The following is an 18,285-nucleotide window of genomic DNA, read 5'->3' as shown; positions in this document are numbered from 1 at the left end:
CTCATCAGGACGAGGTACGGAGCGGCAAAGCTCCACTCCTCGTCCGATACATCTGTTGGGTACGGTTTGCGTTCTGGCATTGCGCCAGGTTACCAGGTTTGGCACAAAGTGCCTAACACGCTCTAGAATAATAGCGCCCCACGCTACTTTAACGGCACCCGACAACCCGATCATAAATTCGAAAGAGAATAAAATATAAATGAAAGAACATGAAAAGCGAATGGTAAATAAATATGCCATTCTGATTGCGGGACCCGTATTGCTATTGTCCGCATGCGGCGGCGGTTCGTCCGGCAATTCGGGCTCGGCCGCAAGCACGTCGAACCTGAGCGATGCGCAGAAGAGTTACGAAAGTTTTGCGCTGGCGTCGAACGGCGGACTGCATTACGTGGACGGGAGCCTCTCGTTCAGCACGAGTTCGACGGGCGCCGTATCGGTCAACCCGAGCAGCAGCTTTTTTTCACCGCTGACTCCAGCATTCCTCAAAGCCCGTCGAGCGGCCCGCAGCCGCTGACCGCCGGCACCACGTCCCTTGCGTCGACGCTCAAGGTGCCCACGATCAGCAACGGACGCTTCGTCGTCAACGGCGCCATTTATGTCGCCGCGGTTCCGGCCCAGGCCCGCGTCAGCTACGCAGGCTCCAATGTCCAGGAAGACTACCTGGCCGCCGACGGCAGCACCGTGGTCCGCACGCTCCTCGGCACCAGCTACACCGCCGTTTCGCTAAGTGGCCTGATCTCCGCCTCCCCTTCCGAGCTGTTCACGAATAGCGCCCTGGGCTTGCTCACGAATACGATCAACGGGCAAACGCTCTACAACCAGCAGACCAGTTGGCAGACAGGCTCTGCCTACATCAAGGTGGTTCGACATGCCGTCGGCGACGAGCTGTTCACCAACGACTGCGTTGCCCCGGCCACGACGGGCAACAACCCGACGCCCTGCTCGGCCACGATATCGACGCTCGAAAATTTCTTCCCCTATGCGAGTGCGACAGACGGCAAGAGCTATCAGCTTGCCGATGGTCAGATCGTCACGCTGGCAGGCGTGCGCGCCTGGGTGTCCAACGCGACGATCGGCAGCACCGGCAGCGATTACCGCGTCTACTATCAGTACAACGGCGGTATCTACACGGGCTACTTTCTCAAAGACGGCACGACCTTGCAGCTCGTACCGCTTGGCGGCGGCACACCGCAGGAGAACTACTATTTCCTGAACAACGCCGCGATGCAGTCGATCAAATCCGCGCTCAACTTCTGAGTGTTCTGAGCGATTCGAGCCGGCGTGGTGCGATCGAGCGGGCAATCGCAAGCGCGGAGACACGCTAGCGAGCGCGGTGAAAAAGAGAGGTAGAAAAGCGGCGGAAAAAAAGAAAAGCCCCGACATGTCGGGGCTTTTCTTTACATCAACGACTGGAGGCGCGAGCCGGAGTCGAACCGGCCTAAACGGCTTTGCAGGCCGCTGCATAACCGCTTTGCTATCGCGCCACAAGCGGACTGGAACCTAGAAGCAGGCTCGCAGATTTGTCTGGTGGGAACCAGAAGGACCGAAGCGCTGACAAGCGACCGGCCTTCCAAACAAAAAGGGAAGCGTTGCTTCCCCTGATGTATGGAGCGGGAGACGAGGCTCGAACTCGCGACCTCAACCTTGGCAAGGTTGCGCTCTACCAACTGAGCTACTCCCGCATTGAACTGCTTCACAACGCGCTACATTTTGTACTTCGCCAAACAACGCATTGCTTCAAAAAACTGGAGCGGGAAACGAGGCTCGAACTCGCGACCTCAACCTTGGCAAGGTTGCGCTCTACCAACTGAGCTATTCCCGCGTTGCACTGCATTCACTGCTACTACCTGACTACGTTTCCCGATGTTTCGCTGCGTTTCGCGCTGCGTGCATCGGAGAAACGAGATTATGGAGAACCGGCAGAAACGTGTCAACCCCTTTTGCCCATCTCTTCTACAGAAAAGATTTCTCTCATGTTTCCACGGGGTTCGAAGATACTTTTGCGGCCGCGCTCCGCTTCGCTCACGCTGTCACGCGACGCCGCCACGCTCGCGAATCTGCGGCCACGCGAGCTTCATGTAGTAGAGCATCGACCAGATCGTCAGGAACGCGGCGAGATAGATCAGCCACAAACCCCACACGCGCGTGTCGATCGCGATGCCGCCGCCGAACGGCAGCGGACCATAGAACAGCAGCATCGGAATCGCCACCATCTGGCACGCGGTCTTGAACTTGCCGAGCGAATTCACCGCGACGCTCTTCGATGCGCCGATCTGCGCCATCCATTCGCGCAGCGCCGAGATCGCGATTTCGCGTCCGACGATCACGAGCGCGATCGCCGAGTCGATGCGCGTGAGCTGCACGAGCACGAGCAACGCGGCCGTCACCATGAGCTTGTCGGCGACCGGGTCGAGGAACGCGCCGAACGCCGAGGTCTGATTCCACTTGCGGGCCAGAAAGCCGTCGAACCAGTCGGTGAGCGCCGCGAGAATGAAGATCGTGGCGGCCGCGAGATTGCGGTGCGCGGGGCTCATCATCATGTCGGGCAAATAGAACACGCCGACGACGAGCGGAATCAGCACGATCCGCAGCCAGGTCAAAAATATCGGGAAATTAAACGGCATGGGGCAGGCGCAGCGTCTGACGAGTGAGTTGCAATTGTGCCGTGTCACAGGGCCTGCCACAAGCAAGCCGGCGCCGGGGCGGCCGCGGCCCACGCCGGGGGTGCGCTGCGCCGGCCAGCGCGAGTCGAACGGAACCGCTCCGGTCCCGTCGCCCCCTCCTTGTCCCCACCTCGCTTCGCCCGCCCCCACTCGCGCGCCGCCCGCGATACAGCGCGCCCGACAAAAACGACCCGCGCACCAGACACCAGACGCAACGCACTCAGTGCAGTTGCCGGTAAATCTGCTCGGCCAGCGCCTGCGAAATGCCTTCGACGCTCGCCAGATCCTCGACACTCGCGGCCACCACACCGCGCAGCCCGCCGAAGCGCGCGAGCAGCCGCTGACGCCGCTTCGCCCCGACGCCTTCGAGCTCTTCGAGCCGCGAAGTCTGCCGCGTTTTGCCGCGCTTCGCGCGCATGCCGGTAATCGCAAAGCGGTGCGCCTCGTCGCGAATCTGCGCGACCAGCATCAGCGCGGCGCTTTCCTTGCCGAGTTCGAGCGGCGTGCGGCCGTCGGCGAAAATCAGGGTTTCGAGGCCGACCTTGCGCCCCTCCCCCTTCGCGACGCCGACCAGCATGCCGGTGTCGAGCCCCAGCTCGGTGAACACCTGGCGCGCGATCTCCACCTGGCCTTTGCCGCCGTCGATCAGCACGATGGTCGGCAGAACGCCGCCCGCCGCGCCCGGCTCGGTGGCCTCAGCAGCCTCGGCCGCGAGCGACGGATCGGCGGCCGCAGCGCCTTGCGCCTGCGCGGCTTCATCAGCGGAATTCGCGGCAGCCTGCGCGACCATCTTCTCGTAACGGCGCGTGAGCACCTGGCGCATCGCCGCGTAGTCGTCGCCGGGCGTGATGCCGGTGATGTTGTAGCGGCGGTACTCGGACGACTGCATCTTGTGATGGTGATAGACGACGCACGACGCCTGCGTCGCCTCGCCCATCGTGTGGCTGATGTCGAAGCATTCGATGCGCAGATGCGCGAGGTCGTCGCACTCCATGCCGAGCGTGTCGGTCAGCGCGCGCGTGCGAGCCTGTTGCGAGCCCTGCTCGGAAAGCAGCCGGGCCAGCGCGAGCCGCGCATTCTGCTCGGCCATCGCGAGCCATGCGCGGCGCTGTCCTTGCGGCTGACGCAGCACGTTCACCTTGTGCCCCGCCTGCTCCGTGAGCACGTCGACGAGTTCGCGGCCCGGCGCGTGGCTGACCACCAGCACAGGCGGCACGCGATTGCCGAGGTAATGCTGCGCGATGAACGCTTCGAGCACTTCGGCTTCGATGCCGCCGGATGCGCGGCCTTTGCGGCGCTTCGAGGCGGCGGCCGCGCCGGCTTGCCCGGCGTCCTCGGCTTCCTCTGCGGCGATGTCGGGTTCTTCGTCTTCCGCGGGCATGTCCCGCGCGATCGCGAGCGCAAGCGCGTCGGCATCGCCGACGGCCGCCGCGCTGCCGACACGCTCCTCGCCGTCCTCACCCGCGCCGCCATCGCGCGCGAGCAGGTCCGAAGCAGCGTCCCGCACCTCGCCGCCGTCCTCGCCGAGCCCGCCTTCGGCGGCGGTCAACGCGCTTTCCACGTGCGTGGGGAAATACGCCTTGTCGCCGAGGTGCCGGCCGCCGCGCACCATCGCGAGATTCACGCAGACGCGCCCGCCCAGCGCAACCACCGCGAGAATGTCGACGTCGCTGTCGCTGCCGACCTCGATCGCCTGCTGATGCAGCACCGTCGAGAGCGAACTCATCTGGTTGCGCACCGCCGCGGCCTGCTCGAACTTGAGCTCGCTCGCAAACGCATGCATCTTCTGCTCGAGCTCCTTCATCACCTCGCCCTGGCGGCCGAGCAGAAAGCGCGATGCGTTGGCGACGTCTCGCGCGTAATCCTCTTCGCTGATGTTCGCGACGCACGGCGCGGTGCAGCGGCCGATCTGATGCAGCAGACACGGCCGCGTGCGGTTGTTGAACACCGAGTCTTCACAGGTGCGCAACTGGAACACGCGCTGCAGGATCTGAATGCTTTCGCGCACTGCCCACGCGCTCGGAAACGGCCCGAAGTACTGGTTCTTGCGATCGACCGAGCCGCGGTAATACGCCATGCGCGGAAACTTGTGGCCGGTCAGCTTCAGATACGGATACGACTTGTCGTCGCGAAACAGGATGTTGTAACGCGGCGCGAGCGCCTTGATCAGATTGTTTTCGAGCAGCAGCGCCTCGGCTTCGGAACGCGTCACGGTCGTCTCGATGCGCGCGATGCGCGTGACCATCATCGCGATGCGCGGCGAGAGCTGCGTCTTCGTGAAATAGCTCGAAACGCGCTTCTTCAGATCGCGCGCCTTGCCGACGTAGAGCACCGCGCCGCTCGTGTCGTAATAACGGTAGACGCCGGGCAGATGCGGCAGCTGGGCGAGCACTTTTTTCGGCTCGAAGGCGTCGGGCGCCTCGTTTGCGTCGGTTGCTTCGGGTGCGGTCATGCAGGGTCTTGGATGGGGACGGTCTCGCGGAGCCTTGCGCCGCGTGCCGCGCCTTCGGGGAGCCGGGCGCGCGAATCGTCAACGAGGCTTTAGAATCGCCAGTTTAGAACATTCCTCGCGCGTCCGAGCCCCGCCGCGCGATGACGCGGCAGCGCCCGCCGCAGCCGTTCCGACCGCATCCACGACCCGAACCCGCGACCCAGACCGCCATGTCCAGTGTCCCGCCCGCTTCCGCATCGACCACCGCCTCGTCCACTGCCCCGTCCGCCGCGGCGGCCCCGCTCGCCTGCGACATCTTCTGCGCGGTGATCGACAATTTCGGCGACATCGGCGTGTGCTGGCGCCTTGCGCGTCAGCTTGCGAACGAGCATGGCTGGCAGGTGCGCCTGTTCGTCGACGATCTGCACGCGTTCCAGAAGCTGTGCCCACGGCTCGCACCCGAGCGCGCGCGGCAGACACTCGACGGGATCGTCATCGAGCACTGGCACGAGCCGGCTCACGCGGGCGAGACGCTCGACGTCGCCGATGTCGTGATCGAAGCGTTCGCCTGCGAACTGCCGCCCATCTATATCGCCGCCATGGCCGAACGCGTGCGCGCGCCGCTCTGGCTCAACCTCGAATATCTGAGTGCCGAAGACTGGGTCGCGGATTTCCATCTGCGTCCGTCGCCGCATCCGCGTTACGCGCTCAGCAAGACGTTCTTTCTCCCCGGACTCGGCCCCGGCACCGGCGGCGTGCTCAAGGAGCGCGATCTCGACGCGGCGCGCGCCGCATTCGAGGGCTCGCCGGCCGCCCGCGCCGCGTGGTGGCTCGCGGCCACCGGCGAAGCGCCGCCGCCGGCTTCGGCCACCGTCGTCTCGCTGTTCGCGTACGAAAACCCGGCCGTCGGCAGCCTGCTCGAACAATGGCGCGACAGCGTCACGCCCGTCGTGCTGCTGGTACCCGAAGGCCGTATTTCCGGCGCACTCGCGCGCTTTTTCGGACTGCCGTCGTTTGCCGCGGGCACGCACGCGACGCGCGGCAACCTCAGCGCCCATGCGCTCGCCTTCACCGAGCAAACCGGCTACGACGCGCTGCTGTGGGCGAGCGACGTCAACTTCGTGCGCGGCGAGGATTCGTTCGTGCGCGCCCAATGGGCCGCGAAACCGTTCATCTGGCACATCTACCCGCAAGCGGACGACGCGCATCTGCCGAAGCTCGACGCCGCGCTCGCCCACTACACGCGCACGCTGCCGGCCGACGCGCGCGCCGCGCTCGAACGCTTCTGGCACGCCTGGAACGGCGCGGGCCAGCCGGACTGGGCGCAGTTCCAGCGCCACTGCCCGACACTGAGACAGCGCGCCGCCGCGTGGGCGGACGAGCTCGCGCAGGTGGGCGATCTCGCCGGAAACCTGACATCGTTCGCAAAAACTCAGTTAAAATAAGCGGTTATCCAACGGCCGACGACGCAAGCGCGGCCCGATTCCAGCAACACGTTCCGGTCAGCCCGCCTGACCCGTCCCTGTAGAACACGCGTCATGCGCCCCAACCTTCGGGTCGGACACGCGGCTGTCAAGAAAAGGGCGCAAAGGGAACGTATGCTGCGGGTCGGCGCCACTCGTGTACACGCCCGCACAGGGTAAAAATCAGGTAACGGACTGGCAGGATGGCGGACACCGGCGGCTGCGCGAAGCGGCCCGCCGCTCGCCCCCGCCACAGGCCGGCCCCGTTTCGTGCATGCGCTTGCCAGCCGCCGCTTCCCGCGGCGCGGCCGGCGATGGGCGAAACGCCGAAGCCGCTTGGCGCCTATGCCGTTGAGCAACAGTTAAGCTATTTATCTCGCACAGGACAGTTTTATGAAGACCGCACAGGAACTCCGCACCGGCAACGTCGTGATGATCGGCGCAGACGCCATGGTCGTGCAAAAGGCCGAGTACAACAAATCGGGCCGTAACGCCGCCGTCGTCAAGATGAAGTTCAAGAACCTGCTGACCGGCTCGGGCATGGAAACCGTGTACAAGGCCGACGACAAATTCGACGTCGTCGTGCTCGAGCGCAAGGAAGTGACGTACTCGTACTTCGCCGACCCGATGTACGTGTTCATGGACGCCGACTACAACCAGTACGAAGTCGAAGCCGAAATGATGGGCGACGCGCTGCACTACCTCGAAGACGGCATGGCTTGCGAAGTCGTGTTCTACAACGAGAAGGCAATCTCGGTCGAACTGCCGACCACGCTGGTTCGCGAAATCATCTACACGGAACCGGCTGTCAAGGGCGACACGTCGTCGGGCAAGGTGCTGAAGAACGCCAAGCTGAACACCGGTTTCGAACTGCAAGTGCCGCTCTTCTGCAACATCGGCGACAAGATCGAAATCGACACGCGTACCCACGAGTACCGCAGCCGCGCCTAAGCGTCCGAGCGGCTCTCCAGCGTCGGCACCCTGCCGGTCCGCCGCCAAAAAGCGCCCCAAGGGGCGCTTTTTCTTTTCTGGTTCGCCATGCAGAGTGAGGAAAACTTTACCGGGAGCGTTATTCAAAATTACCATTGCGACGTCCCGATTTCATCGCCGATTGCGAACAAGCCGTTGATACATCTCGGAAAATTTCTTTGGCACGGTCCCTGCTTGATGGCAAGACAGGCTAGCTTGTTTTTCCAACCGGGAGACGCGCCGTGAACCGCGACATCGCCGCAGGCAGGTGGAAGCAGATAGTCGGCAAGGAAAAGGCCGCATCGTGCAGGTTGACGGACGACGAACCGGCCGGGGCCGAAGACTGCGCCGGCAGGCTCGCCGGCCTGATCCGGAAACGTCATGGCTGCCCCCGCGCGGAAGCGGAACTCGCAGTGCGCCGGTTTTTCGCCAACAACCGGGATTTCTGACAGGATGAGTGAAGGAACTACAAACCCGGCCCGCGCGGTGCGCAAGCGGCGCAGCCCGGGCCCCGTTCCCGAAGCCCAAGGACCAGCATGACCTGTCATCGAGCCCGCCAGAGCCTTCGGAGCCCGCGATGCGCGTCATCGCAGCCTTAGCGGCGCGCCAGGCATTTCATCCATTCAAAAAATTGCGCTCGCCATGCCACACGCACTGATTGTTGAAGACGATCCCAATAGCCTGTCCGGTCTGTCCGCGATTCTTGCGGCCGACGGTTTCTCCGTCGACACCGCGACCACGCTCGCCGAAGCCCGGGCGGCATTGACGCGCTTCATCCCCGACGTCGTGCTGGTCGACCTGAACCTGCCGGACGGCAGTGGCCTCGATCTGCTGCAGCATCTGCCCGCGCACCCGCCGGGCGGCGCGTTGCCGGTGATCGTGATGACCGGCAACGCGACGGTCGAGAGCGCGATCGAGGGCTTGCGGCACGGTATCTGGGACTATCTGCTGAAGCCGGTCAACATCCCGCGCCTGCGCAGCCTGCTCGCGCGCGTCCCGCGTCCCTACGAGCTGACCGAGGAAGTACAGACGCTGCGCGCGTCGCTGCGCCAGCTCGGCCGGTTCGGCTCGATGCTCGGGCGCAGCGGCACGATCCAGCACGTCTACGACACGATCGAACATCTCGCGCCGACCGAAGCCGCCGCGCTGATCTCCGGCGAAGCAGGCACCGGCAAGCAGATCGCCGCGCGCACGCTGCACGACATGAGCCGGCGCCGCAAGGGGCCGTTCGTCACGTTCGACTGCCGCGGCGCGGCGGCCGGCACCGCGACCCGTTCGCTCGACAGCCTGCTGTTCGGCCACGAACGCGGCGCGTTCGGCGGCGCCGAGCAGCGCGAGGTAGGCCTCTTCGAGCAGGCGAGCGGCGGCACGCTGTTGATCAATGAAATCTCCGAGTTGCCGCGCGCCCAGCAGGAGGCGCTGCTGCGCGCGCTCGATTCGCAAATGTTCATGCGGGTGGGCGGCACCAATCAGGTCGCGACCGATTTCCGCCTGGTCGCGTCAACGCGCAAGCCGCCACGCGCGGCCGTCGCGGACGGCAGCCTGCACCCGGACCTCGCGTTGCGTCTCGAAGCCGCCTCGGTGCTGCTGCCGCCGCTGCGCGAACGCGGCGACGATCCGGTGCTGATCGCGCAAGCGATCATCGACGAGATGAATCTGGAAGCCGCGGCACGCGGCACCGCCGAAGTCGCGAAGCAGGCGGCGCCGGGCTTCCTGCGCGAATGTCTCGCCCACGACTGGCCCGGCAACGTGCGCGAGTTGCAGGATCGCGTGCGGCGCGCGTATCAGGCGTCGGGCGACGTGCTCGAATCGTTGCGCGCCGACGAAGCCGTCACCGCGGACGGCCGCGATCTGAACGGTAGCCGCGTGCAGGTGACCGTCGGCACCCCGCTCGCGGACGTCGAGGAAATGCTGATTCGCGCGACGCTCGACGCGGTGGGCGGCACGCGGCATCGCGCGGCGTCGCTGCTCGGGATCAGCCCGAAGACGCTGTACAACAAGCTGCAGCGGATGCGCTTGAACTGAGTCGACGGCACTTCGATGCCTCGATCGTCGAAGCATCGAAGCGCGCATAAAAAAATGGCGCCTTGATTCGTTTCAAGGCGCCATTTTTTCGGCGGATTTTTTGCGACCCGGGTTTTTCGTGGCGTTATGCGCAGGCTTGATTCGCGAGGTTGGCGGCTCCGCTCGAACGCTCGCAAAAAAAACGCCGCGCCCAAAAGCTGAGGCAAAAAATCACTCAAATGCACCGCGCAGCAACGCCTGCGCTTCGACATACCGCGGCTCGTCCATCAGCTTGCTCCACTTGAGCGCCTTGCCGCGCGGCTGCATGCGCTTCAGACGCCGCTGCGATTCCTTCGACGGCTTGAAGCGCAGCGCGTCGAGCACCTTCTCCGCTTCGTGCGGCTGATTGCAGATCAGCACCATGTCGCAGCCGGCCTCGAGCGCGGCGCGCGCGCCCTCGGTCAGCGTGCCGCCCTGGCGCGCCGCTTCCATCGACAGATCGTCGCTGAATATCGCGCCGTCGAAACGCAGCTTCTTGCGCAGGATGTCCTGCAGCCAGACGCGCGAAAAGCCGGCCGGCTTCGCATCGACCTTCGGATAAACGACGTGCGCGGGCAACACCGCCCCGAGCGACAGGCCGAGCCAGTCGTACGGCGCCACGTCGTCGCGCAGGATCTCTTCCAGCGAGCGCTCGTCGACCGGCATGGCAACGTGCGAGTCCGCCTGCGCGAAGCCGTGCCCCGGAAAGTGCTTGCCGCAATTGCTCATGCCGGCAAGCGCGAGACCGTGATTGAGGCTCTTCGCGAGCATCGCCACGACACGCGGATCGCGATGGAACGCGCGATCGCCGATCACCTGCGAGTGTCCGTAATCGAGGTCGAGCACCGGCGTGAAGCTCATGTCGATGCCGCACGCGCGCAACTCCGCGGCGAGGATATAGCCGACCGCGGTCGCCACCTTGGTCGCCTGCAGCACGTCACGGTCCCACAGCGCGCCGAGCTTGCCCATCGACGGCAGCACCGTGAAGCCGTCGGTGCGAAAACGCTGCACGCGGCCGCCTTCGTGATCGACGGCGATCAGCAGATCCTCGCGGACCGCGCGGATCGCATCGGTCAGCGCGACCAGTTGTGCGCGGCTCTCGTAGTGGCGCGCGAACAGGATCACGCCGCCCGTCATCGGGTGAGCGAGGCGGCGTCGGTCATCGTGGTTCAGCGTTTTGCCGACCACGTCGAGCATCACCGGTCCGGGAATGGTTTTCATCGAGTTCCGCTGGAAAAAGGGCTGTGGGAATCTAAGGCGAAGACAAACGCGGTTCGTCCGGGCCGCGTTCGAGGTCGTGCGTTATTCGGTGGCCGATTGAGCCGATTGGGCCACCGCCTGAACCGCGGCTTGCGCCGCCGATTGCACGGACTGCCCGGCCGAAGCGCGCGCCCCGCCCGCCTGCTCCGTCTCGGCGATCACGAACGACACCGCGTAGTCGCGCTCGTCGCTGATCGTCACGCGTGCGGTAATGCCGCGCGCGTCGAGCCAGTCGGCCAGTTCGCCGGAGGCGACCACCATCGGTTCGCCGCTCGGTTTGTTCAGCGTTTGCAGCGCGCGCCAGCTCATCGGCCAGTGCATGCCGAGGCCGATCGCCTTCGAGAACGCCTCTTTCGCCGAGAAGCGCGTCGCGAGAAACGCGAGGCCGCGCGCCGCCGAGCGGGCCTCACGCGCACGATAGACGCGCAGTTCGTCGGGGCCGAGCACCTTCTCCGCGAAACGGCCGTTGGTGCGCGTCATCACCGCGGCCACGCGGCTCACCTGCACGATGTCGGTGCCGATGCCATAGATCGCCATGTGCGCGTCCGTCCGGGTTATCCGCGTGCACCGAGACGCGCGGCGACCATGATCGCCTTCATCTCGCGCACCGCATTGTCCCAGCCCGCGAAGATCGCGTGCGCGACGATCGCATGGCCGATATTGAGTTCGACGATGCCGTCGATCGCCGCGATCTGCTGCACGTTCGTGTAGTGCAGACCGTGGCCCGCATTGACCTTGAGGCCGAGCGTCGCACCGAATTCGACCGTGCGCACGAGGCGCTCGTATTCGCGTTGCTGTTCGGCGGGGTCGTGCGCTTCGGCGTAACGGCCCGTGTGCAGTTCGATCACCGGCGCGCCGGCTTCATGCGCGGCGCGAATCTGCGTCTCATCCGGATCGATAAAGAGCGACACGCGCGAGTTCGCGTCTGCCAGTTGCTTGCAGGCGGCACGCACCGCCTCGAACTGGCCCGCGACATCGAGGCCGCCTTCGGTCGTCAGTTCTTCGCGCTTTTCCGGCACGAGGCAGACGTCGTGCGGCTGCACTTCGCACGCGATGTCGAGCATCTCCTGCGTGACCGCGCATTCGAGGTTCATACGCGTATTCAGGAGCGGGCGCAGCTTGCGCACGTCGGCGTCGACGATATGGCGGCGATCCTCGCGCAGATGCAGCGTAATCGCGTCGGCGCCGGCCTCTTCGGCCATCAGCGCGGCGCGGATCGGATCGGGATAGGACGTGCCGCGCGCATTGCGCAGCGTGGCGACGTGATCGATGTTCACGCCGAGATCGATGACGGTCGGCGAAGTGAGAAAGAAGCTCATAGGTTCTGCAGGTCGATCAGGATCTGGCGCGTCGCCAGCGGCGTACCGCCCAGATAGGTGTTGAGCAGGAAGCGCATCAGCGTTTTGCTTTGCGCCACGGTCTGCGCTCGATGGTAATCGTCCTGTTCCATATCGAGCAAGGTTTGCCCCGCGATCACCGGCCACTGCGCGGGCCATTCGTCCGACGCTTCGCGCACGCCGCGCTCGGGATCGAACACGTAGCGGCCCTCGGCAAGCACCGCCTTGCGCGTGACGGTGCGATCGAGCGCCATCGCGTAGCCGGTTTCGCGCAGTAGCACCCGCTCGAACGAACGCAGCACCTGCACGGGCGGCTCGTCGTGCGCGAGGCGTGTCAGCGTGACGACGTAGTGGTGAAACAGTTGCGGATGCGGGTCTTCGCGCGCACAGAAGCGCACCAGCAGCTCGTTGACGTAGAAGCCGCACAGCAGCGCGTCGCCGGCCAGCGGCAGCATGCCGCCGACCCATTCGGCGCCGGTCAGCGTGCGCACTTCGGATTTGCCCGACCACGCGAGCGAAAGCGGCTGGAACGTTTGCAGCACGCCGCGCAGTGCGGAGTGCGGGCGCTTCGCGCCCTTCGCGACGAGCGCGAGACGGCCGTGATCGCGCGACAGCACGTCGACGATCAGACTCGTTTCGCGATACGGATAGCTATGCAGCACGAAAGCCGGTTGCTCCGCGATCCGGTATTCGGACGCGGAGGTGCGCGGCGCGCGGCGGGCCGGCGCTTTGCGCGCTTCGGCGCGCGACTCGCCGTCCCCGGCAGACGCGCTTCTGGCCCTGGCCGGGGATTTTCTCGTGCTACGCGCGGACCGCGACGGCTCGTGCTCCGGATCGTCCGCCGCCGCGTCGGAATTCAGCGTCGCCGACGCGTCATTCGTACCCATACGCACGAAGCCCGGCTTCGTTGTCGGCCCAGCCGCTCTTCACCTTGACGAAGGTTTCGAGGTAGATCGGCCCGTCGAACAGCTTCTCCATGTCGAGCCGCGCTTCGGTGCTGATCTGTTTGAGCTTCGCGCCCTTCTGGCCGATGATCATCGCCTTGTGCATGTCGCGCTCCACGAGGATGGTCGCGAAGATGCGGCGCAGGCGCCCCTCGGTTTCGAACTTGTCGATCAACACCGTGCTCGTGTACGGCAACTCGTCACCGGTCCAGCGGAACACCTTTTCGCGCAGGATTTCGGCGGCGAGAAAACGCTCGCTGCGATCGGTCAGATCGTCCTCGCCGTAGATCGGCTCGCCTTCGGGCAGAAACGGCTTGACCGTCGCCATCAAACGCTTGATGTCGTCGGTATTTTTCGCCGACAGCGGCACGATCTCGTTGAATTCGCGCAGCGCGCTCATCTGCTGCATGAACGGGAACAGCGTGTTCTTGTCCGACACGCGATCGAGCTTGTTCGCGATCAGCAGCGTCGGCACCTTCGCCGGGATCAGGTCGAGCACCTTCTGATCGTCGGGGCCGAAGCGGCCCGCTTCGATCACGAACAGGATCGCGTCGACCGAGGTCAGCGTCGAGGTGACCGCGCGATTGAGCGAGCGATTCAGCGCGCCGCTGTGTTTGGTCTGGAAACCGGGTGTATCGACGAAGATGTACTGCGCGTCTTCGATCGTGTTGATGCCGGTAATACGATGGCGTGTGGTCTGCGCCTTGCGCGACGTGATGCTGACTTTCTGGCCGACCAGCGCGTTCATCAGCGTGGACTTGCCGACGTTCGGGCGGCCGACGATCGCGACCATGCCGCAGCGAAAACCAGTGGGAGCGGGAGTGTTCATATTCGGACTACGGCAGGTTCGGTCGGCGCACGGCAAGCACGCGCCGATGGCAATCAATGGCCCGCATCGGCGACGCGCGTTTGCACCGCGCCGACAACGCCGGGTTCGTGTTCGGCAGGCGCCGGCGCAGTCGCGGCGGCCGGCACTTGCGCTTGCGCCGCAGTGGCGCCCGGTGCAGCTTCGCGGTTGCGCTGACGCTCTGCGCCGCGGGCTTGCGCGGCTTCGGATCGGGTGTCGGAGGCGTGGTTCGCCACGGGTTTGTCCGCGGGCGGTTCGGCTTTGTCGACCGGCTTGTCGGTGGCTTTCTCGCCGGCGCGATCGCTCATGTGAGCGGCCGGCTTGTTGGCTTTCTCCGCCTTTTCCGTGCGCTCGGCCTTTTCCTGTGCGCTGTATTCGACGTGGGCGGCGCGGATCATCGCAAGCGGCGCGCCCACGGCTGCCGGCGCGCCGCGCTCGGCAACCGGCTTTTCCACGACGGATTTTTCCACCGGGGTTTCCGCCGTAGCAGTCACCCGCAGTGTGCTGCGCTCTACCTTGCGATCCGGCGTGCGCAAATCGAGGGCAGCCTGAACGCCGGTCACGCCGGGCACGATCTCCAGTTCGGCGTTTTTCGCCGCGCGAGCGCCCTTCGAGCGCTTCGGCTTCGCAACGACAGCGGGCGCCGCCGCCATGACCTCGTCGAGCGCCTTCTTGGCGGCCGCCTGCTCCGCCGCGCGACGGCTCGCGCCCGAGCCGGACACCTTCACGTCCAGCTTCGGCACCGTGCATTCGACTTCGAACTGCTGATTGTGCGCCGCACCATGGGTGGCGACGACCGTGTAGGTCGGCAACGCGATCTTGTGGCCTTGCAAATACTCCTGCAGCAGCGTCTTCGCATCCTTGCCGAGCGTACGCGGGTCGATATGATCGAGAATCGGCACGTAAAGGCGCTTGATGACCGTCTGCGCGGCCTCGAAGCCGCCGTCGAGGAATATCGCGCCAAGCACGGCTTCGAGCGTATCCGCGAGAATCGACGGCCGGCGGAAGCCGCCGCTGCGCAGTTCGCCCTCGCCGAGCCGCAAGCCTTCGGAAATATTGAGTGCCTGGGCAATCTCGTAAAGCGATTGCTGCTTCACGAGATTCGCGCGCACGCGCGACAGATCGCCTTCGTCGAGTCGGCCGAAACGTTGGAACAAAAGCGCAGCCACCGCGCAATTCAGAACGGAGTCGCCGAGAAATTCGAGCCGTTCGTTATGCGTGGCACTGTGACTGCGGTGTGTTAAAGCCTGGCGCAGTAATTCCGCATTGCGAAATTCGTAGCGCAAACGGCTTTCCAACGGAGATAGGGGCATGAGCAGAGTATAACGCGGGCGCCGGACCCGGCGGAAACGCGGAGCGCCTGCGGAAAAAGCGTGGTGAAGCGACGTTACCGCGAATTCTTAAAGTAGCGTGAGAACACGCCGCGACCGATATAACCGAGTTACCTGTTATCGGCGCGGCGTGTGATGCGAGCGACGCTGCGAACTCAATGGAATGAGCCGATGCGCCGCAGATCGCTGAAGTTCATCCAGATGAAAAATGCGCGGCCGACGATATTCTTTTCAGGCGCAAAACCCCAGTAGCGGCTGTCCGCGCTGTTGTCCCGGTTGTCGCCCATCATGAAGTAATTGCCCGGCGGCACCTTGCAGATCACGCCGCGTTCGTTATACGTGCAGTTGTCGCGATACGGATAATCTTCGGCGCCGACGATGAACGGCGGCACGGCCGGGTTATTCAGAATCGCATTCTTGCGGCCGTCGATATTTTCTTCGAACTGCTTCGCGTAACCGAGGCGCTCTTCGTCGAGATAATCGGGCAGCGGCGTTTCCGGAACCGGCTTGCCGTTGATCGTGAGCTGCTTGTCCTGATAGGCGATCACGTCACCGGGCAGGCCGATCACGCGCTTGATGTAGTCGACCGATTCGTCCTTCGGATAGCGGAACACCACCACGTCGCCGCGCGAAACCGGACTGCCCTGCGTGATCTGCGTATTGGTGATCGGCAGGCGCAGGCCGTATTCGAATTTGTTGACGAGGATAAAGTCGCCCACGAGCAGCGTCGGCACCATCGAACCCGACGGAATCTTGAACGGTTCGACGACGAACGAGCGCACCACGAACACGACCAGAATCACCGGAAAGAAGCTCGCCGTGTATTCGAGCCACCACGGCTGACGCAGCTTGTCGTCGCGCAGACGCGCGCGCGTTTGCGCGGCGTTTTCATCGGCGAAACGCTCACCGATGCGTGCCTGTTGACGATCGAATTCGGCAACCGCCGCTTCCGCGTCGCGGCGCCGTTTCGGCAGGAAAACCAGTTTGTCAGCGACCCATGCGATACCCGTCAAAACAACGAGCACAAAAAGAATCAGCGCAAAATTCATAGGGTTCCGTTACTTAGCTTATTTGTCTTCGACACGCAGAATCGCGAGAAAAGCCTCTTGTGGAATCTCGACCGAGCCCACCTGCTTCATTCGCTTCTTACCCGCCTTCTGCTTTTCGAGCAGCTTCTTCTTACGTGTGATATCGCCGCCGTAGCATTTTGCCAGCACGTTCTTACGCAACGCTTTAATATTTTCGCGCGCGATGATGTTCGAACCGATGGTGGCCTGCACCGCCACGTCGTACATCTGACGCGGAATCAGCTCGCGCATTTTCGCCGCCACTTCGCGGCCGCGGTACTGGCTTTGCGAGCGGTGCACGATGACCGACAGCGCATCGACCTTGTCGCCGTTGATCAGCATGTCGACCTTCACGACGTCGGACGCGCGGTATTCCTTGAACTCGTAGTCCATCGACGCATAGCCGCGCGAAATCGACTTCAGGCGATCGAAGAAATCGAGCACGACTTCACCCATCGGGATTTCATACGTGAGCTGAACCTGACGGCCGTGGTACTGCATGTTGATCTGGTTGCCGCGCTTTTGCGTACACAGCGTGATCACCGCGCCGACATAGTCCTGCGGCATATACAGGTTCACGGTGACGATCGGCTCGCGCACCTCCTCGATCTTCGACGGCTCCGGCATCTTGGCCGGATTCTCAACCATGAGGGTCGTGCCGTCGCGCTGCAGGACTTCGTAGACCACGGTCGGCGCCGTCGTGATCAGGTCCATGTCGAACTCGCGTTCGAGACGTTCCTGCACGATCTCCATATGCAGCAGACCGAGGAAGCCGCAGCGGAAGCCGAAACCGAGCGCCTGCGAGACTTCCGGCTCATACTGCAGCGACGCGTCGTTGAGCTTCAGCTTTTCGAGCGAATCGCGCAGCGCGTCGTACTGGTTCGCTTCGACCGGATAGAGACCGGCAAACACCTGCGGCTTCACTTCCTTGAAGCCCGACAGCGGCTCGAGAGCCGGCTGGCCCACGAGCGTTACCGTGTCGCCAACCTTCGCCGCCGCGAGTTCCTTGATGCCGGCGATGATGAAGCCCACCTGCCCCGCCGACAGTGATTCGAGATTCTTCGACTTCGGCGTGAACACGCCGATATGTTCGACCGGATACTGCGCACCGGTCGCCATCAAACGGATCTTGTCCTTCGGACGCAGCGTGCCGTTGACGATGCGCACGAGCATCACGACGCCGACGTAGTTGTCGAACCACGAGTCGATGATGAGCGCCTGCAGCGGCGCGTCCGGATCGCCCTTCGGCGACGGCACTTTCGCAATCAGCGCTTCGAGCACGTCTTCGACGCCAAGGCCGGTCTTCGCGCTGCAATGCGTCGCGTCGGTTGCGTCGATGCCGATCACGTCCTCGATTTCGGCAATCGCGTTTTCGGGATTCGCCGCCGGCAGATCGATCTTGTTCAGCACCGGAACCACTTCGACGCCGAGTTCGATGGCCGTGTAGCAGTTGGCGACGGTTTGCGCTTCCACGCCCTGGCTTGCGTCGACGACGAGCAGCGCACCTTCGCATGCGGACAGCGAGCGGCTGACTTCGTACGAGAAGTCGACGTGCCCCGGCGTGTCGATCATGTTCAGGTTGTAGACCTGCCCGTCGCGGGCGCGATACGTCAATGCGGCGGTTTGCGCCTTGATGGTGATGCCGCGTTCGCGCTCGAGGTCCATCGAGTCGAGCACCTGAGCTTCCATCTCGCGGTCGGACAGGCCGCCGCAAATCTGGATGATGCGATCGGCGAGCGTCGACTTGCCATGGTCGATGTGCGCAATGATCGAAAAGTTACGAATATGATCCATTCAGTGCCGATCAAGCGAAAAGGCGCGCCCGGACAATAGCGGAGCACGCCTTGTAAGTAGGTGAAAAACCTATCTATTTTAGCCGAAAAGGCCGCCGGCCGGCGCATCTTGCAAAGGCCAGGCCTAAAGACGGCGC

Annotated in this window: 16 protein-coding genes and 3 tRNA genes; 6 read left to right on the top strand and 13 right to left on the bottom strand. The window is 64.1% G+C overall.

Annotated elements, in window-relative coordinates; genetic code table 11:
- Positions 1-199 precede the first annotated feature (199 nt).
- Together F3J20_RS32290 and F3J20_RS27455 are read left to right on the top strand one after the other, a co-directional pair.
- The gene (locus tag F3J20_RS32290) at positions 200-514 is read left to right on the top strand and encodes a hypothetical protein (protein WP_240162932.1); all 315 of its coding nucleotides are present in this window, start codon (positions 200-202) and stop codon (positions 512-514) included.
- A gap of 35 nt (positions 515-549) precedes the next feature.
- Positions 550-1,257: a hypothetical protein gene (locus tag F3J20_RS27455; RefSeq protein ID WP_240162931.1), complete on the top strand. Its 708-nt coding sequence runs from the start codon at positions 550-552 to the stop codon at positions 1,255-1,257.
- A gap of 153 nt (positions 1,258-1,410) precedes the next feature.
- On the opposite strand, the gene F3J20_RS27450 is transcribed toward F3J20_RS27455, so the two are convergent.
- The 5 genes from F3J20_RS27450 to uvrC form a co-directional block, all read right to left on the bottom strand.
- Positions 1,411-1,484: transfer RNA gene (locus F3J20_RS27450), tRNA-Cys, on the bottom strand.
- Positions 1,485-1,606: 122 nt separating this feature from the next.
- Positions 1,607-1,682 (bottom strand) — tRNA-Gly (locus tag F3J20_RS27445).
- 64 nt (positions 1,683-1,746) lie between these two features.
- A tRNA-Gly gene (locus F3J20_RS27440) sits at positions 1,747-1,822 on the bottom strand.
- Positions 1,823-2,030: 208 nt separating this feature from the next.
- Complete coding sequence (gene pgsA, locus F3J20_RS27435; protein ID WP_167042983.1) at positions 2,031-2,624, bottom strand: CDP-diacylglycerol--glycerol-3-phosphate 3-phosphatidyltransferase; 594 nt, start codon at positions 2,622-2,624, stop codon at positions 2,031-2,033.
- A gap of 259 nt (positions 2,625-2,883) precedes the next feature.
- Positions 2,884-5,115, bottom strand: a complete 2,232-nt coding sequence (gene uvrC / locus F3J20_RS27430; protein ID WP_167042981.1) for an excinuclease ABC subunit UvrC — start codon at positions 5,113-5,115, stop codon at positions 2,884-2,886.
- Between the two features lie 209 nt (positions 5,116-5,324).
- Here uvrC and earP point away from each other — a divergent pair, with 209 nt between their 5' ends.
- The 4 genes from earP to F3J20_RS27410 all read left to right on the top strand — a co-directional run bounded on the left by earP (position 5,325) and on the right by F3J20_RS27410 (position 9,551).
- Positions 5,325-6,539 (top strand): elongation factor P maturation arginine rhamnosyltransferase EarP, encoded by a 1,215-nt coding sequence (gene earP / locus F3J20_RS27425; RefSeq protein ID WP_167285384.1) that lies wholly within the window; start codon positions 5,325-5,327, stop codon positions 6,537-6,539.
- Positions 6,540-6,950: 411 nt separating this feature from the next.
- Positions 6,951-7,508 (top strand): elongation factor P, encoded by a 558-nt coding sequence (gene efp, locus F3J20_RS27420; protein ID WP_167042977.1) that lies wholly within the window; start codon positions 6,951-6,953, stop codon positions 7,506-7,508.
- 260 nt (positions 7,509-7,768) lie between these two features.
- The gene (locus tag F3J20_RS27415) at positions 7,769-7,975 is read left to right on the top strand and encodes a hypothetical protein (protein ID WP_167285377.1); all 207 of its coding nucleotides are present in this window, start codon (positions 7,769-7,771) and stop codon (positions 7,973-7,975) included.
- Positions 7,976-8,168: 193 nt separating this feature from the next.
- Positions 8,169-9,551 (top strand): sigma-54 dependent transcriptional regulator, encoded by a 1,383-nt coding sequence (locus F3J20_RS27410; RefSeq protein WP_167042974.1) that lies wholly within the window; start codon positions 8,169-8,171, stop codon positions 9,549-9,551.
- 210 nt (positions 9,552-9,761) lie between these two features.
- Here F3J20_RS27410 and nagZ read toward each other — a convergent pair whose 3' ends face one another.
- The 8 genes from nagZ to lepA all read right to left on the bottom strand — a co-directional run bounded on the left by nagZ (position 9,762) and on the right by lepA (position 18,149).
- Positions 9,762-10,790 (bottom strand): beta-N-acetylhexosaminidase, encoded by a 1,029-nt coding sequence (gene nagZ, locus F3J20_RS27405; protein WP_167285376.1) that lies wholly within the window; start codon positions 10,788-10,790, stop codon positions 9,762-9,764.
- 81 nt (positions 10,791-10,871) lie between these two features.
- Entirely contained in the window at positions 10,872-11,366 is a 495-nt protein-coding gene (gene acpS / locus F3J20_RS27400; protein ID WP_167285374.1) for a holo-ACP synthase, read from the bottom strand.
- A gap of 17 nt (positions 11,367-11,383) precedes the next feature.
- On the bottom strand, positions 11,384-12,148 hold the full coding sequence (gene pdxJ, locus F3J20_RS27395; protein ID WP_167285372.1) for a pyridoxine 5'-phosphate synthase: 765 nt from the start codon (positions 12,146-12,148) through the stop codon (positions 11,384-11,386).
- A complete protein-coding gene (recO, locus tag F3J20_RS27390) occupies positions 12,145-13,053 on the bottom strand; it encodes a DNA repair protein RecO (RefSeq protein WP_167285371.1) in 909 nt (302 codons plus the stop codon). The genes pdxJ and recO overlap by 4 nt, the downstream gene beginning before the upstream one ends.
- A complete protein-coding gene (gene era, locus F3J20_RS27385; protein ID WP_167285369.1) occupies positions 13,040-13,939 on the bottom strand; it encodes a GTPase Era in 900 nt (299 codons plus the stop codon). The genes recO and era overlap by 14 nt, the downstream gene beginning before the upstream one ends.
- 53 nt (positions 13,940-13,992) lie before the next feature.
- Positions 13,993-15,270 (bottom strand): ribonuclease III, encoded by a 1,278-nt coding sequence (gene rnc / locus F3J20_RS27380; RefSeq protein WP_167285367.1) that lies wholly within the window; start codon positions 15,268-15,270, stop codon positions 13,993-13,995.
- A 173-nt stretch (positions 15,271-15,443) separates the two neighbouring features.
- The gene (gene lepB, locus F3J20_RS27375; protein WP_167042961.1) at positions 15,444-16,337 is read right to left on the bottom strand and encodes a signal peptidase I; all 894 of its coding nucleotides are present in this window, start codon (positions 16,335-16,337) and stop codon (positions 15,444-15,446) included.
- 18 nt (positions 16,338-16,355) lie between these two features.
- Entirely contained in the window at positions 16,356-18,149 is a 1,794-nt protein-coding gene (lepA, locus tag F3J20_RS27370; RefSeq protein ID WP_167285366.1) for a translation elongation factor 4, read from the bottom strand.
- Positions 18,150-18,285 lie beyond the last annotated feature (136 nt).

It is taken from the genome of Paraburkholderia sp. Cy-641, assembly GCF_011752945.1.
Taxonomy (GTDB): domain Bacteria; phylum Pseudomonadota; class Gammaproteobacteria; order Burkholderiales; family Burkholderiaceae; genus Paraburkholderia.
This window is presented reverse-complemented; position numbering and strand designations above follow the sequence as displayed.